This window comes from Paenibacillus sp. FSL M8-0142 (assembly GCF_038597315.1).
Taxonomy (GTDB): Bacteria; Bacillota; Bacilli; order Paenibacillales; family Paenibacillaceae; genus Paenibacillus_AQ; species Paenibacillus_AQ lactis.
Genome location: NZ_CP152008.1, coordinates 3926140 through 3943073, shown reverse-complemented (window position 1 = coordinate 3943073; position 16934 = coordinate 3926140). Strand labels below are relative to the sequence as shown.

Genomic DNA, 16934 nt, shown 5'->3' with positions numbered 1-16934 from the left:
TTTTCTACATAGAGGAGGCCTTGTTTTACGTGACAGAAGCTGCACAACCCCGTCAAGGGAGAACTCATTATTTCATATTAATTGCCGTCGTTGTAGCGGCGGGCCTGAGCCAGGGACTGCTGCTGCCCGTGCTGGCGATATTTCTAGAACGAATGGGGATATCATCCTCGATGAACGGCTTGAACGCCGCTGCGCTGTACGTCGGCTCTTTCGCGATGACGCTGGTTGCGGAGAGGTTGCTGGGCTTGATCGGCTTTAAAAAGCTGATCGCGTCCGGACTTGTTTTGGTGATGCTGTCACTGCTTGCGTTCCCGCTGATCCCAAGCGTTGCGTTTTGGTTTGTGCTTAGGTTGCTAGTTGGAATCGGTGACAGCGCTCTGCATTATGCAGCCCAGCTATGGGTGCTGATGATGTCAACGTCTAAGAACCGGGGCAGGAGCATCTCCTTCTACGGCATGTCTTACGGGCTAGGCTTCAGCATCGGGCCGCTTGGGATTCCGCTCCTCAAATACGGAGAGGCCGTTCCATTCGTGGTCCTTGCGGTGCTGTTTCTGTTCATACTGATCATTGTGCTCGTCAAGCTGCCGAACATCAAGCCTGAAAAAGTCGAAGGCGGCGATCAGACGTCATCCGGAAGATATATGAGAAGCTACCGTTTGGCATGGTACGCTTTGCTGCCGGCATTCCTGTACGGGTATATGGAAGCCGGTATGAACAGCAATTTTCCCGTTTACGGGTTAAGAAGCGGGTTTACGCTGGACGAAATATCGATGCTGCTGCCTTTTGTCGGGATCGGAGGGCTGCTGCTCCAGCTCCCGCTCGGCATATGGAGCGATAAGTTCGGCCGCAAGCGCGTACTGGCGATCGCAGGGATCTCCGGCGGACTGTGCTTCGCGCTCATTCCGCTGGCAGGAACGAATTTTTGGGCAACCCTTATATTGTTAACGGCTGCCGGAGGCCTCGTCGGCTCCTTCTTTTCGCTAGGACTTGCTTACGCGGCTGATATATTGCCGAAGCTGCTCCTTCCGGCAGCTAACGTCGTCGCCTCTTTTCACTTTAATGTCGGGAGCATTGCGGGCCCTAATGCGGGCGGAGCATTAATGGAGACCGGGTGGAATGGCGGCATATTTTTCCTGCTCGGAGGACTGTACATTCTATTTGGATGTGCGGGGGCGCTGTTTAAACCTGCTGCTGATTCAAAGCTGTAAATGCGAATGTTTGTTCTCATGGCAATTGCCCTCGCTTTCTTCTAAACTAGAGAGTAGGAATACGCACTTGACGGGAGAGACGATGACATGATTAAAGTGGATCGGCTGAAGAAAACGATAGGTCCTGACCGCACGCCGGTGCTGAAGGATATCACCTTTCAGATGGAGCGCGGGGAAATGATCGGACTCATCGGTGCGAGCGGAAGCGGAAAAAGCTTGATGATGAGCTGCCTGTCCATGCAGGAAAAATGGGACGGCGGCAAATTGACGATTGACGGCGAAGATATGATGAATCCCGCGGGTAAACGTAAAATTCGCCGGGAATGGGCGTATCTCGAGCAAAACCCTTCCTTAAACGTCAATCGCACCGCACTTAAAAACGTGCTGATCGGACAATCGAGCCAGACGCCATGGTGGCGGATGCTTACCGGCATGGTCCGCTCGGATGATTATATGGGAGCCATGGATACGATCGAGCATTTGGGGCTTTTGGACAAGGCCCACCGCAAAGCAGGGGAGCTAAGCGGGGGAGAAAGACAGCGGATCGCGATCGCCCGGGCGCTTGTGCACGGAGCGAAGGTGATTCTTGCGGACGAGCCCGTCACTGGCCTGGACCCGGGATCGGCCGAGCACGTGCTCAAAACGTTAAAGACCCTATGTGATGAAGAAAGGCTTACGGTCGTTACGGTGATCCCGCTGGAGCTGGCGGAAAAATACTGCACCCGCGTGATGGGGCTCGCCGGCGGGGAGCTGGTCGTCGACGTGACGGGACGGCGTTTAACTCATGGCGAGAAGTCAAGACTGTAATTATCTGTAGGTTTTATAAATGAGGCTATGGAATAGAAATGAGATGATCTGGATTGAAATATAGAGTGATACAAGCCTTGCTGTCCGGCTTGCTGCTGTTTCTGCTTAGCGGCTGCACGTTTATTCAGGATCCGGTCTCGCTGATGAAGAAGCCGGAACTGCCTGCGGATAAAGCGACGCTGCACGGCGCGATCCAGACAGCCCTTCAGAAACGGAAGACCGATACCGGGGCAATCATCAGACCAAGGAGCGACGTGGACAGCAGCTCGATCCGCATTCAGGATCTGGACAATGACGGTGTGCTGGAAGCGGTCGTCTTCTATCAGACGCCGGATGAAGAAGTGAAGATCCACGGCATGATCATGCAGCAGCAGGGAGATGCCTGGGTCAAGCTGCTGGATTTTGACGGGGAAGGGACCGTGCTGGAATCGTTTGATTTCGTAGATTTCACGAATGACGGCAAGGTCGATATCGTTGCAGGCTTCTCCCGCGGCGAGGAGAATCTTCAGAACCTGTTGATCGTCTATTCGTTCTCGGGCAACTCGCTCGAGAAGGTAGCTCCGCTGCCTTATACCCACTTTAATATCGGGGATTTGAACGGCGACAAGATCAAGGATATTACCGTCGTTTATCTCCAGCAGAAAGAGCTGTCGTACGTCAGCACGTATCAATATGACAAGTTCGAGGAAGCCTTCGTTGATCTGGATAAGCTGGATCTCGGACCGAATATTGAAAGTTATTACAATGTTGTCGCAGGGAAAGTGGCTAAAAATAAAGAAGGTATAATTCTCGATGCTTCGGTTATATCCAATTCCTCCTATTCGAAGCTGATCATCATGGAGGATAATAAGTTTGTCGATATCCTGCAGGATGAGCTGCTGACCTTCAAAGAGCTGCCGATCGAGAGCGAAGACGTAAACGATGACGGCACTCTGGAGATTGGATTGCTGGAAAGACCGGCAGGCTGGGAGGACCGGCTCTTCGAGGAAATCCCTTACTTTACCACCTATTATCAGTGGGACGGAGAAATTCGCGAAGTGAATGAAAATGAAGGACTGCAATTCGTGCTTCAAAGATACTATGATATCAATAACCACTTCTATTTGGATTTCCCGGCCGACCTGTACAACCAGATTACGATTACCCCGGAATCCAACAAAGATTCCTATCTGAATTTCGTGATGATCGATTCTGGTGAATCAGTGGCGGAGATTAAATTTTTCACGATGGCCCAGTGGGCGGAGGCTGAGTCCGATTGGGAGATTTTAGTGAAGGAAAAAAGCCGCGTTATCGCGTACCGAAGCCACGGCGATCTAAAGCTTAGCAAAAAAGAGAACAAGCCAAGCAACAATGTGGCTCCTATCGAAAGAAAGGGGAACTAGATCTTGAGTAAAGTACTCATATTGGAAGACGAAGAATCCATTCGCAGTTTTATCGTGATCAATCTTAAACGCAACGGGTTTGAAGTTCTCGAGACCGGAGACGGTAACGAAGCGCTGCGCCTGTTGCAGTCGACGCCAGACATCGATATCGCATTGCTGGACGTCATGGTTCCCGGGATCGACGGGTTCGAGGTGTGCCGGAGAATTCGGGAGACGAATGAGCGAATCGGCATTATCTTTCTGACCGCCAAGGTTCAGGAGCAGGACAAGGTATATGCGCTGTCCGTCGGTGCCGACGACCATGTCAGCAAGCCGTTCAGTCCGACGGAGCTGATTGCAAGGCTTCAGTCCCTGCTGCGCCGGGTCAACGTTCAGCGAGCCGGAGCCGCTAAGGTATCGTTCCAGTCCGGTCCGTTCACGCTTGACCTGATATCCAAGCAATTCAAGAAGAACGGCCAGTCCGTCGAGCTGACACCGACCGAGTTTTCGCTGGTGCAGTTTTTCCTGGAAAAAGAAAATACGCCGCTTAGCCGTGATGTCCTGCTGGACCATGTTTGGGGCAAAGAATATATGGGCGATCCCAAAATCGTGGACGTCAATATTCGGAGACTGCGCCAAAAAATCGAGAGCAATCCTTCCGAGCCGGAATATCTCCAAACGGTATGGGGACACGGCTATAAATGGAAGGGTCAGGGCTAATGATCAAAAAAGGCATTCGGCGGCAAATCGTGCTGCACTACTTCCTGGTAGTGTTCATCGCCTTGCTGCTGGTTGAAGTAATCTTTCTAATCGCAATCCGAACCTATTATTACGATACGGTGTATAACCATGTCAGCAACCATATCCGCCTCTCGAACGAGTTCTATCAGCCGTTCCGGGTCACGTCGTCGGATAATGTGAATCAGCTGAGCGAGATGGTTCGGCATTTTGAGCTCTACAATACCGAGTTGCAAATTTTGAACACGTCCGGGCAGGTGCTGACGACATCGGCCGGCTTCGATCTGGAGCAAACGATCAAGACAAGTGACGTGACGCAGGCGCTCGCGGGCGACACCAGCCGTTGGGTCGGCAAACAGCCCGGTACCGGACAAATCGTAATGGCTGTTTCCCAGTCGATTCAGAACGGCTTCGATCAAACGTATATCCTTCGTTACGTAACGTCGCTGGATCTCATTAACGATCGACTGCTCAAGCTGACGTTATTCGCCGTCAGCATCGGGGCAGCGGTGCTTGCGATCGTGCTGGCGTTCAGCATCGGTCTGGCCAACTCGATCGTGAAGCCGATCAATAATATTACGACGGTATCCACCCAGATGGCCAAGGGCAAATTTAATGTCCGCATCAAGGGGGATTACAAATACGAGCTTGGCGAGCTGTCGTCAACCCTGAACTACATGGCCCAGGAAATCGTGCGGAGCAACCAGGTCAAGGATGATTTTATCTCCTCGATCTCCCATGAGCTCCGGACCCCGCTCACCAGCATCAAGGGCTGGAGCGAAACACTCGACTCGGGCGGCTATGATCCGGAGGAAACAAAGATCGGGATGCAGATTATTGCCAAGGAGACCGACCGCTTGATCGGGCTTGTGGAAGAGCTGCTGGACTTCTCCAAGCTCCAGCAGAATGAAATGAAGCTGGTGAAGGGGATCGTCAATCTGCGGGAGCTGCTGCAGGAGATCATTTTGAATCTGTGGGCGAAGGCCGAGAAGAAGGGCGTCACCATCAAGCTGGAGTCGGAAGAGAAGCCGATCATATACGGCGATGCCAACCGGCTGAAGCAGGTGTTCCTCAATATTGTGGACAATGCGGTGAAATTCTCGCATGAGAACGGCGTCATCAACCTGTACTTTACGATGGAGGAGAAGTTCGTCACGGTGACGGTCAGGGATTATGGGATCGGCATTTCGGAGGAGCATCTGCGCAGGGTGAAGGATCGCTTCTTCCAGGTCAATCCGCTCAACGGTGGCACCGGTCTTGGCCTTGCGATCACACAGCAGCTCGTTGAGCTGCACGGCGGTACGATGGAGATGGAGAGCGAGCTCGGGCACGGAACATCCGTCATCGTCAAGCTGCCGCTTCCGGAAGGGAAAATTCCGGTGGCCGGCGGGCTGGAAAACGGGGAGGAAGGCATGCCCGGCCCGACCGTATAAGGCTTTGCCGAAGCGATTCGGCAAAGCCTTTTTTTTAGATGACTATGAGAACGGGGGAGAACAGGATGTCGAATAAGGCATTGAAGATTTTTACCACGGCAAAAGGCAGCTTTCAGCTCGGGATGGCTGTGCAGGAGGACGCCGGCGATATGCTGTCCATGCTGCGGGAGACAGCCGAGCTGATGGTGAAGCAGGGGCTTGGGCAATGGACGCCATCCCTGTTCACGATGGAGCTTATGCAGCAGTATTTGAAGGAGCGCGAGGTTTTTCTGCTGCGGCAAGATGGTGAAGCGGCCGGGATGTTCACCCTTCAATACGGTGATCCCTCGTATTGGGGGGAGCGGGATGACCCGTCGTTCGGTTATTTGCATCGATTGACCGTTCGGCCGCAATTCCGGGGATTATCCCTCGGAGCGGGCATGCTGTCGTTCGCGGAGGAGAAGCTGCGCGCAGAGGGCAGGGCAGGCTTTCGCCTGGACTGCGTGTCCCATCTCCCGGGGCTGAACCAGTTCTATGTGGGGCAGGGATTTCAATTTGTGGCCGAGCAGGATATGGGCGGCCGAATCGTGAATTTGTACGAAAAGGTGTTTGTCTGATCACGGGCTGCATGCTTAGGTAAAACAGGAAGCGGCATTGAGCTGAGCTGAAAGCACTGGGGCAATTGCGCGAAATCGGCGAAAGTATGTTTAACATCAAAAAAAGCGATCCGGCCGGATCGCTTTTTGATTATTATGGCTGGCTGCATCGATCGTCCATGGGAACGATACGATGTTAGGAAGAAGAGACGTTGGCCCGCAGCCGTCCCTTTTCGTATACATCCTGCAAAAGGCGGCTTGGCTGGGTCCGGATCGTCGGCTTTGGAAGCACGGTTTCGTAAGGGCCGACAACCACGACGTTGCCCGGCGAGCCTTTGACGACGGCGCCATCTCTGATTACGGCTCCTTCGCCAACGATGGCATGCTCAATATGGACGCCCTTTCCCACCCTGGCATTCGGCATAATGACGCTGTCCTTGACGATGGAATATTTGCCGATTTCCGCGCCGCAGAATACGACCGAATTCTTCGCCTTGCCTTCGAACGAGCAGTGCTCGTGTATAAGGCAGTCGGCGTACTCGTGATTACGGGTGCGGGTCGTGGAAGGCTTCGACATCCACGGGCGGGTGTACATTGGCCAATCGGTTCGTTCCAGCACGAGTTCGCTGGCGCGCAGCACATCCATATGGGCTTCCCACAGGCTTTCGACCGTGCCGACATCGCGCCAATAGCCCTGGAAACGGAAGGCCAGCAAGGATTCATGGCCGGACAGCATTTTAGGGATGACGTCTTTCCCGAAGTCATGGCTGGAGTTCGGGTCGGCGGCATCCTCGAGCAGGTGCTGCTTCAGATAGTCCCAACGGAACAAATAAATTCCCATCGAAGCCAAATTGCTTTGCGGCTCTGCCGGCTTCTCCGCAAATTCGATAATATTCAGATTGTCGTCCACACTCATGACGCCGAACCGGCTGGCTTCTTCCCATGGAACCTCCATCACAGAGATCGTTGCAGGCGCTCCCTGCCGCTTATGGGCCTCCAGCATCTCGCGGTAATCCATCTGATAAATGTGGTCCCCGGACAAGATCAGCACATGCTCCGGATCCTGCTCGTCAATGAATGGTATGTTTTTATATATGGCATCTGCAGTCCCTAGATATTCCTGAGTTTCCGTGTTGTGCGAAGGAAGGAGCGCAATGCCATTTGCGTTTGTACGGGCCATGCCCCAAGGCTCGCCTTCTCCGATATGCTCGTGCAGCGATTCTGCCTCGTACTGCGTCAAAACTCCGACAGTGTCAATACCGGAATTGGCGCAATTGCTGAGAGGAAAATCGATTATGCGGTAGCGGCCGCCAAATGGAACAGCGGGTTTTGCCAGCTTCGAAGTCAGAGGAGCCAATCGTTTGCCCTCACCTCCGGCTAAAAGCATAGCAATACAGTCTTTTTTCTTCATCACGTTTCCCTCCCAATGTATTTTCGAGCGTTGTACATACATAAACGTCATTTCCGGGGTTTGAAACGATTATATTGAAATGTGAAATTGAAAATTACAAAATTATTTTTCAAGGACATTTTTTATTTTCAACATGGTTAGAATGGGGTAATAGCATTAATAATCTATGGATTTTTATGACAAAGCAGGTGAAGAGTATTGAGCCAAGCAATTAGGGAAGGAAACATGACTCCGGAACAAGTGTACTTGTTTCATGAAGGAACCTGGTTCCACAGCTACCGATGCATGGGAGCGCACCCCACCCGGGAAGAAGGGGAGGAGGGCGTCCGGTTTACCGTGTGGGCTCCGCACGCTAAGCAAGTCGGGCTTGCCGGTGATTGGAACGGTTGGGACGGCAGCAAAGACACGTTATATAGGATACCCGATTCGGGAATTTGGAGTCGTTTTTTCCCCGGCATGCAAGCTGGAACATTTTACAAATACCAGCTTATGGGCCCTTATGGTGAAACATTCCTGAAAGCCGATCCTTACGCTTTCCAAGCCGAAGTCAGGCCGGCAACGGCTTCGGTGGTCACGGATTTGTCCGGTTACCAATGGAATGATGGGGCGTGGCGCCGCAGGGGCAAGTCCCCGTTAAACAAGCCATTGAACATCTATGAGATGCATATGGGCACATGGCGGCAAAAGGACGACGGCTCTTTTTATACATACCGGGAAATGGCAGAGCTTTTAATCCCTTATTTGCTGGAAATGAGCTACACCCATGTGGAATTCATGCCGCTTGCGGAGCATCCGTATGATCTTTCATGGGGGTACCAAGGCACCGGCTTTTACGCGCTGACCAGCCGGTACGGATCGCCTCACGATTTCATGTATCTGGTCGACAAGCTGCACCAGGCCGGAATCGGCGTGCTGCTGGATTGGGTGCCGGCCCATTTCGCCAAGGATGCTCACGGTCTTCGCCAATTTGACGGGACGCCGCTGTACGAATACGAGGACCCTCAGAAAGCGGAGAAGCCCGGATGGGGAACATTGTCTTTCGATTATGCCAAGCCGGAAGTCATTTCATACTTGATTTCCAATGCATTATTCTGGATGGATATGTATCATATTGACGGGCTGCGCGTGGATGCGGTGACAAGCATGATCCGGCTTGATTTCGAAAAGCCCGCAGGCCAGTACAGCATGAATGCGCAAGGGGGCTTGGAAAATCTGGAGGCGATCTCGTTTTTGCAGCAGCTGAACAAAACGGTGTTTCACTATTACCCGAATGCGCTCATGATGGCGGAGGAATCAAGCGCATGGCCGGGCGTCACCGCCCCCGTACACGAAGGCGGACTAGGCTTCAACTATAAGTGGAACATGGGCTGGATGAACGATACCCTCTCCTACATCGAGCACGATTTTGATCAGCGGCCTTCGAAGCATAACTTGCTGACTTTTCCGATGATGTACGCCTACTCCGAAAATTTTACGCTGCCGCTTTCCCACGATGAGGTAGTGCATGGCAAAAGATCGCTGCTGAACAAAATGCCGGGGAGCTACGAGCAAAAATTTGCCGGACTTCGGATCTTGCTCGGATATCTCATGACCCACCCGGGCAAAAAGCTGCTGTTCATGGGCGGCGAGTTCGGCCAGTTCATCGAATGGAAGGATGAGGAGCAGCTGGATTGGCTGCTGCTGGATTATGAAAGCCATCGGAAGCATATGTATTACACAACAGCTTTAAACCGGTTATACGTTAATGAGAAAGCGCTGTGGGAAATGGATCATGACATTCACGGATTCGAGTGGCTGAGTGCGGACGATGACAGTCAAAGCGTGATTTCCTTTATGCGAAAAGGGAAGAAGCCGGGCGATACCCTGCTCGTTGTCATCAACTTTCAGCCGCGTTCCTATGCAGCCTACCGCATCGGTGCCCCGCGTCCGGGGCAGTACATCGAAATCTTTAACTCGGATCATGCCGATTTCGGAGGAGAGGGTCTGCTGAATGTCGGAGAGATCAAAACGGAGAAGCTGGCGTGGCATCAGCAGGCGCAAAGCCTGGAGATTAAGCTTCCGCCGCTCGGCATGGTGATCTTGAAGAAGAAGCCTCCTAAGACGCGCAGGATGAAGGAGACGAAAGAGGGGAAAGAGGCGAAAGAGACGAAAGAGACGAAAGAGACGAAAGCAGTTAAAACAGCTAAAGCAGCCAACACTGCGGTAACCGCAAGGGCGGGAGCTAAGGTAAAGCCGTCCGGACGGCTAATAACAAACAAGAACAGCAAGAGGGGGGAGCAGGCATGAAGCTATTATACGCCGCTTCGGAATGCGGACCATTCATCAAGACCGGAGGCTTGGCGGACGTCATCGCCGCCCTGCCGAAGGCATTGCGCAGCCTCGGCACCGATATTCGGGTCGTGCTCCCGAAATACAAGGATATCCCCGGAGAATACCGGGAACGCATGACACATCTCGGGGAGACCCGGGTACAGGTCGGCTGGAGGCAGCAATACTGCGGGATCGAGTCTTTGGTGGAGGACGGTGTCACGATTTACTTCATCGACAATGAGTATTATTTCGGACGGGACGGCATTTACGGTTATATGGACGATGGCGAACGGTTTGCGTATTTCAACCGGGCGGTGCTCGATATGCTGCCGGTTATCGACTACCAGCCCGATGTGCTCCACTGTCATGATTGGCACACGGCGATGATCCCGCTCTTACTCGAGGACATTTACCGCCATGACCCGTTCTACTCGGGCATTAAGACCGTCTTCACGATCCATAATTTGCTGTATCAAGGTGTGTTTCCTTATGAGGTGCTTGTGGATCTGCTGGGCATTCACAGCCGTTATTTCACGTCGGACGGCGTGGAGTACTACGGGAACCTGAACTTCATGAAAGCCGGGATCATTTATTCCGATCATGTAACCACGGTGAGCCCGACCTATGCATCCGAGATCCAAACGGGATATTACGGCTACGGGCTTGATGGTCTTCTTTCGGCGCAAGGAGCCCGGCTCAGCGGCATCGTGAACGGGATCGATACGAAAAGCTACAATCCGGCAAACGATCCCCATCTGGCCGTCAAGTACCGGAGCGATCTGCAGAAGAAAACCCAAAATAAAATCGAGCTCCAGCAGGAGCTCGGCCTGCCGGTGGCTCCGCATGTACCGATGATATCTATGGTGACCCGCCTCGTAGATTCCAAGGGGCTCGATCTGGTGATCCGGATCCTTGATGAGCTTTTATATTACGACGAGGTTCAGTTCATCGTCCTGGGAACCGGTGATCCTTCCTATGAGCATTGGTTCCGGGAGGCGGCGAACCGCTATCCGAACAAAATGTCGGCCCAGATCCGCTTCAACGAGCCGTTATCACGGCGGTTTTATGCCGGCAGCGATCTGTTTCTTATGCCCTCCAAATTCGAGCCTTGCGGCATCAGCCAGCTGATTGCGATGCGGTACGGCAGCGTGCCGATCGTTAGGGAAACGGGCGGGCTGAACGATACGGTCCAGTCATATAACGAGTTTACGGGAGAAGGCAACGGTTTCTCCTTCAAGAATTATAATGCGCATGATATGATGCATACCATCCGCCGCGCGGTATCCTTGTACCGTCAGCCGGAGCACTGGCGCAAAGTGACGAAGAATGCCTTGAGCGGCGATTACAGCTGGAGCGCTTCGGCCAAGCAGTATATGGATATTTATGAGCAGATCATAACCGGTTAAGTAGGCTGTACGAGCAAATCGAAAGGGACTGAATGAACAGGCGGTTGATGGCAACCTGCCTGCGATTCAGTCCCTTTCTTTTTGTTAAAATGCAAGGGGTGGATCAGTTTAGTTCTTCAGCTTTCTGCGTATAATCCGGAACCCGAACGGCTCAAGCTCGATATGCATGGTTCCTTTCTCAGGCTTGACCGGCTCCTCCGTCAAGGCATCCACCCAATCCGTCGTGACGATGGGATGGGAGAGGGTACGCGGACGGTCACTGTTGTTCATCCAAATGATAAAGTGCATCTTATCATCCGCACGCTCATAAACAATACTCGGGTCATGGTGCCGGGCTTGAAGGAATCGGAAGCGTCCTTGTCGCAGGGCGGGGTGTTTTTTTCGCAGAGCGATCATGCTCCTGTAGAACTCATACAGATCCCGGTCCTGCTTGTCCGGATCCCACTCCATGCATTTGCGGCAGTCCGGATCCCCGTCTCCGGTCAAACCGATCTCGTCCCCATAGAAGATGCAAGGCGTTCCCATGAACGTGAACAAAAATGCCACCGTCAGCTTCATCCGGCGTGTATCCCCGCCTACGCGGGTTAGCAGCCTCGGCGTGTCGTGACTGCAGAGCAGGTTGAAGACGACTTCGTTCGTTTGCTGAGGGTACCTCATCAGCAGCGCTCCGATCCGGTTCGCGAAGGTAAGGCCGTCCATTTGTCCGTTGAAGAACTCAAGCACCTTGTCGGCAAACGGATAATTCATGACGGAATCGAACTGATCCCCGATCAGCCACAGCAGGGAGTCGGACCATACCTCGCCTACGATGTAGGCATCCGGGTTGGCCTTTTTTACCACCTGTCTGAAATCTCTCCAGAAATGATGATCAATTTCGTTGGCCACATCCAGGCGCCAGCCGTCCAGCTTGATCTCCTTGATCCAATATTCCGCCACATCGAGCAGATACGCCTTCACCTCGGGGTTAGCGGTATTGAACTTAGGCATATTGCCGAAAAATCCGAAGGTGTCATAAGTCGGTATGCCGTCCCGGATTTCACACGGGAAATCATTCACATGAAACCACTCTGCATATCTGGATTTTTCGCCATTCTTCAGCACGTCCTGAAACGGCGGGAATTGGTCGCTGCAATGGTTGAACACCGCATCAAGCATGACACGGATCCCCTTGGCATGGCAGGTGTCGACGACCTTTTTAAGCAGCTCATTATCCCCGAAATGCGGATCAACTTGTTTGTAATCAACGGTATCGTATTTATGATTGGAAGGGGAGCGAAAGAGCGGGGTGAAGTAAATCGCATTGACTCCGAGGTGAACGAGATCATCCAGATGATCCAGCACCCCCTGCAGATCGCCGCCAAAAAAATTATCAACCTTCGGCTGGCCTCCCCAAGGCTCCGTTCCTTCCGGGTCATTGCCGGGATCCCCGTTGGCGAAGCGTTCGGTCATAATTTGGTAAAATACCGCTTCCTTCGCCCATTCCGGTACCTTGAATACATCGATTTCATGTATGTAAGGGAACTCGAAATAACCAGCCGGGGGATGAGGATAATCCCAGCCGATGCCGCTGTCGACCATATAAACCGTTTCATCGCCGGCATGAATGCGGAAGCCGTAGGATAATCGTTTATACTTCGGTTTGACGTGACATTCGTAGTAATCAAACATATCGTCGGAGGCGGACTTCTCCATGGTGATTTCGAAGTACGTCCGGTCCCAATCGTATTTGTCTCCGGTCATGGCCACAACCGAATCGATATCGTTTTTCTTGGTTCGCACCCTTAAATGGATGGTATGAGGATCATAGGCATAAGCCCATTTATCCCTTGGAACGTGATACAGCGCTTCTAACAGCATGGCTACACCTCCTTGAATTTAGCTATTAAATAACCATTCGACCAATAAAATGAAACAAAGTAGGAAAGCGCGGCCGTGCCGGTGCTGCTGCATCCCGGTGCTGCTGTCAAGAAGCTCAAGCACCCATGCGGTGCTCGTCCAACATGCGGATCCACCCCTCATGCGAAGCGGCTTACCGATCAAACGATTATAAGATGTGGCACGCCAGGGCAGATTATGCATCAAGATGCTGATGCTTAAGAGACCGTGCGTTAAACGAACGGATGCAGGATCGTTGCGCTGATGATTCAGGACATGACTCAAGAACTAGTCCTTGCTGCTTGATAAGAAAACAGTTTTCAGAAACTAAATCATCGTCCTGCTCTAATTTATCTGTAAATATATGGAATTAAATAAATGTTCTGCATGTGCTGCTTGTCTCAAAAATGATTTATGTTAGCACAATATCTTTAATGGTATATGTACCAGCCTAAATTACATATTAACCGTTGTATGATAATTTTGCGGTATGAAGCACGTTTGAAAACGGTCACATAGCAGCTATGGAAAAATCCATGAATTTTCATTGCATATTCATGCATCGTGTTTTATAATGTCTCAGTCGCAGGTTTAAGGAAGGGAATTATGAATTGGATCAGTTAGGGGAGAAAGCACTCAAATGAAACGTAAATTTATAGCTTGGATGACCCTGTGCATGGCGGTTGTGCTTGCTTTCGGAAGCATCGTGCATGCAGAGGGCGAGAAGAAGACCATCATTCTCGGCACTAGTGCCGATTATGCGCCTTATGAATTCCACAAAACGATCGACGGCGTAGATACCATCGTCGGATTTGATATTGAAATCGCGAAGGAGATCGCCAAGGATCTTGGCGCAGAGCTCATCATCAAGGATACGTCCTTTGATGCGCTGCTGCCGGAGCTGACAAGCGGCCGGGTCGATTTCGTGATCTCGGGCATGAACCCGACGGAGGAACGGCGCAAGAGCATCGATTTTTCCGATCCGTATTATGCTGCCGAGCAGTCGGTCGTTGTCCGCAAGGGCGATGAACAGAAATACAACACCGTTGAGAGCCTGGAAGGCGCGCGTATCGGCGTTCAGAAGAGCTCGATCCAGGAGACGATCGCGAAAGAGATACCGAATGCGCAGGTCGTCTCCCTGGATAAAATACCGGATCTGATGCTCCAGCTGGACTCGGAGCGCGTGGACGTCGTGTTGGCGGAGTATCCGATCGCCCTTACGAACATGAATGTCGAAACGATGGCGATTACAGACGCTAAACCGACGACGGAGAATGACGAGTATGCCATCGGCGTCCGCAAAGGCAACCAGGAGCTTCTGGACAGCATTAACGCAACGCTCAAACGGCTGAAGGAGAATAACCAGATCCAGAAGTTCGTGGACGAGGCCAGTGATCTTGCCGCCGGACGTACGAAGGAGAACCTCAATACCTTCGAATTTTTCTGGAAATACCGCGACTATTATGCGCAAGGCATTCAATTTACGCTGCTCATATCGGCTCTCGGCGTATTCTTCGGATTTATTCTCGGTCTCGTGATCGCGCTGATGCGCATGTCCGGGGTCGGTATCCTGAAGTTCTTAGCTACAGCCTATATTGAGATTATGCGCGGCACGCCGATGCTCGTTCAGCTGTTTATTATCCACTACAGCCTGGCGGCATTTGACATTAAATTTACCCCGATTCAATCGGGTATTCTGACGCTGTCGTTGAACAGTGCGGCGTACTTGGCCGAAATTTTCCGGGCAGGTATTCAAGGCGTCGACCGCGGACAGCTGGAAGCGGCTCGTTCGCTCGGGATGACGAAGGGCAAGGCAATGCGTCATATCATTCTGCCGCAGGCATTGAAAGGGGTACTCCCGGCGATCGGCAACGAGTTCGTGGTCATTATCAAGGAATCGTCCATTGTCTCGTTCATCGGGGTATTCGATATCATGTACCAGGCTCAGATTTTGCGCGGGATGACGTATGCCGCACTGAATCCGCTGCTTGTTGCCGCATTGATTTACTTTATACTGACATTCGTTCTTTCGAAGCTTCTGGGTGTCTGGGAAAGGAAGTTGAGTGCAAGTGATAACCGTTAAGGGACTTTATAAATCGTTTGGCAAGCTGGAAATTTTAAAAGGCATCGACGTTGAAATCGCAAAAGGGGAGGTCGTCGTGGTCATCGGTCCCAGCGGCTCCGGCAAAAGCACGTTCCTTCGCTGTCTGAATCTCCTGGAGATGCCGACCAGCGGCGAGATTTCGTTCGAGGGCGAGCTGATTACGGCCAAGAACCACAATATTAACGCAACCCGCGAAAAAATGGGCATGGTATTCCAGCAGTTCAATCTGTTTCCGCACAAAACAGTGCTGCAAAACATCACGCTGGCTCCAATGCAAGTAAAGGGCGTCTCCGCTAAAGAAGCTGAAGCTACCGCCGACGAGCTTCTAAAATCTGTGGGACTGCTGGACAAGAAAAAGGCATATCCTGCCCAGCTGTCCGGCGGACAGAAGCAGCGGATCGCGATCGCAAGGGCACTCGCCATGCAGCCGCATGTCATGTTGTTCGATGAGCCGACCTCAGCGCTTGATCCGGAAATGGTCGGCGAGGTGCTTGAGGTCATGAAGAAGCTGGCAGAGGGCGGGATGACCATGGTCATCGTCACACATGAGATGGGCTTTGCACGCGAAGTCGGCGATCGGATTTTATTCATGGACGGCGGAAAAATCATCGAAGAGGGAACGCCGGAGGAATTGTTCGGCCAGCCTTCCCATCCGCGCACAAAGGAGTTTCTAAGCAAGGTTTTGTAACTTTTTTTAATGAATCGAAAATTTCGATAACAGCGTCATACCTGAATTATTGAGGTATTGACGCTGTTTTTTTGTGCCTGTTGGTAACAATTGCATGCGCTATTGGTTACAAAATTGTGATATATTCAGTTCCGTCAGATGAACCATCGAAAATTGCTTGATTCATACATAGGAGGCATCGACATATGACACCATTGAAACAACGACCATTTAAAAAAGCACAACATGATAAGATTACCCGATTCGCCGGAAAAACGGCAAAGTGGTTCACCATGACCGCACTGGCGATTGGACTGACATTCAGCGGTGGTATGCTCCAAGCCCATGCAAGCTCTGTTCATGTCGCTAAGCAAGGAGATACCTTCTACTTCCTGTCGAAGCAGTACGGCGTGAAGCTGGACAAGCTGATGAACGCGAATCCGACCATCAAAGCGACGAATATCTACCCGGGCCTCAAGATCAAAATTCCGGGCACCGTATCCGCTAAATCGGTTGCTTCGGCAGCTCCGGTGACAGGGTTCTCGCCAACCCTGAACGTATTCCATGAGAAAAACATCGTCGAAGCTTGGGGCAAGACCTTCAACTACAGCAAGACCTTGTCCGTAAAGGCTACCGCATACTCCGCAGCAGCCAGCGAGAACGGCGGATGGGGAGCGGTGGATTACTTCGGCAACAAGCTGGAGATTGGCACGATTGCCGTTGACCCGAAGGTCATCCCGCTTGGCACGAAGGTGCTCGTCACCGGACATGAGCATCCGGGGCTTCCGAAAAAAGCTTTTGTCGCGGAAGCGCGCGATATCGGCGGAGCCATTAAAGGAAACAAGATTGATATCTTTATTCCAGGCTCGCAGTCTTTCGTCAGCAAATTCGGCATTCAGGATATCAAATTGTACATTATCGAATAGAGATTTAACCCGTTGAATAGGGGATTGTAAATGAACATGAAAAAGGCGGCGCTGCAGGAAGATCTCTGCAGCGCCGCCTTTTTATGCGATAGGGCGCTCGGAAATCGTGGCAG

Annotated in this window: 13 protein-coding genes; 11 read left to right on the top strand and 2 right to left on the bottom strand. The window is 51.9% G+C overall.

The features are described 5' to 3' along the window. Positions 1 to 29 precede the first annotated feature (29 nt). The 6 genes from NSQ46_RS18155 (at position 30) to NSQ46_RS18130 (ending at position 6143) form a co-directional block, all read left to right on the top strand. Positions 30 to 1208, top strand: coding sequence for an MFS transporter (locus NSQ46_RS18155; RefSeq protein ID WP_341341779.1), 1179 nt, complete (start codon positions 30 to 32; stop codon positions 1206 to 1208). A gap of 87 nt (positions 1209 to 1295) precedes the next feature. Continuing rightward, positions 1296 to 2015: an ATP-binding cassette domain-containing protein gene (locus NSQ46_RS18150; protein WP_007130015.1), complete on the top strand. Its 720-nt coding sequence runs from the start codon at positions 1296 to 1298 to the stop codon at positions 2013 to 2015. A gap of 53 nt (positions 2016 to 2068) precedes the next feature. Beyond that, positions 2069 to 3397: a hypothetical protein gene (locus tag NSQ46_RS18145; protein ID WP_342574261.1), complete on the top strand. Its 1329-nt coding sequence runs from the start codon at positions 2069 to 2071 to the stop codon at positions 3395 to 3397. A gap of 3 nt (positions 3398 to 3400) precedes the next feature. Continuing rightward, positions 3401 to 4096 (top strand): response regulator transcription factor, encoded by a 696-nt coding sequence (locus NSQ46_RS18140; RefSeq protein ID WP_007130017.1) that lies wholly within the window; start codon positions 3401 to 3403, stop codon positions 4094 to 4096. Continuing rightward, positions 4096 to 5547, top strand: coding sequence for a sensor histidine kinase (locus tag NSQ46_RS18135; protein WP_007130018.1), 1452 nt, complete (start codon positions 4096 to 4098; stop codon positions 5545 to 5547). The genes NSQ46_RS18140 and NSQ46_RS18135 overlap by 1 nt, the downstream gene beginning before the upstream one ends. Before the next feature lie 65 nt (positions 5548 to 5612). Continuing rightward, on the top strand, positions 5613 to 6143 hold the full coding sequence (locus NSQ46_RS18130; protein WP_213615071.1) for a GNAT family N-acetyltransferase: 531 nt from the start codon (positions 5613 to 5615) through the stop codon (positions 6141 to 6143). Positions 6144 to 6318: 175 nt separating this feature from the next. On the opposite strand, the gene NSQ46_RS18125 is transcribed toward NSQ46_RS18130, so the two are convergent. After that, the gene (locus NSQ46_RS18125; RefSeq protein WP_341341780.1) at positions 6319 to 7533 is read right to left on the bottom strand and encodes a glucose-1-phosphate adenylyltransferase; all 1215 of its coding nucleotides are present in this window, start codon (positions 7531 to 7533) and stop codon (positions 6319 to 6321) included. 225 nt (positions 7534 to 7758) lie between these two features. On the opposite strand from NSQ46_RS18125, the gene glgB reads away from it, so the two are divergent. Continuing rightward, on the top strand, positions 7759 to 9819 hold the full coding sequence (gene glgB, locus NSQ46_RS18120; protein ID WP_342574256.1) for a 1,4-alpha-glucan branching protein GlgB: 2061 nt from the start codon (positions 7759 to 7761) through the stop codon (positions 9817 to 9819). Next, entirely contained in the window at positions 9816 to 11249 is a 1434-nt protein-coding gene (gene glgA / locus NSQ46_RS18115) for a glycogen synthase GlgA (protein WP_213615064.1), read from the top strand. Before glgB ends, glgA begins: the two co-directional genes overlap by 4 nt. Positions 11250 to 11357: 108 nt before the next feature. Here glgA and NSQ46_RS18110 read toward each other — a convergent pair whose 3' ends face one another. Next, positions 11358 to 13106 (bottom strand): alpha-glycosidase, encoded by a 1749-nt coding sequence (locus NSQ46_RS18110; protein ID WP_007130023.1) that lies wholly within the window; start codon positions 13104 to 13106, stop codon positions 11358 to 11360. Between the two features lie 658 nt (positions 13107 to 13764). Between NSQ46_RS18110 and NSQ46_RS18105 the strand changes: the two genes are divergently transcribed. The 3 genes from NSQ46_RS18105 (at position 13765) to NSQ46_RS18095 (ending at position 16821) form a co-directional block, all read left to right on the top strand. Continuing rightward, the gene (locus NSQ46_RS18105) at positions 13765 to 15207 is read left to right on the top strand and encodes an ABC transporter permease subunit (RefSeq protein ID WP_341341781.1); all 1443 of its coding nucleotides are present in this window, start codon (positions 13765 to 13767) and stop codon (positions 15205 to 15207) included. Then, positions 15194 to 15916: an amino acid ABC transporter ATP-binding protein gene (locus tag NSQ46_RS18100; RefSeq protein ID WP_341341782.1), complete on the top strand. Its 723-nt coding sequence runs from the start codon at positions 15194 to 15196 to the stop codon at positions 15914 to 15916. The genes NSQ46_RS18105 and NSQ46_RS18100 overlap by 14 nt, the downstream gene beginning before the upstream one ends. A 272-nt stretch (positions 15917 to 16188) precedes the next feature. Further along, the gene (locus NSQ46_RS18095; RefSeq protein ID WP_050954027.1) at positions 16189 to 16821 is read left to right on the top strand and encodes a 3D domain-containing protein; all 633 of its coding nucleotides are present in this window, start codon (positions 16189 to 16191) and stop codon (positions 16819 to 16821) included. Positions 16822 to 16934: the final 113 nt, after the last annotated feature.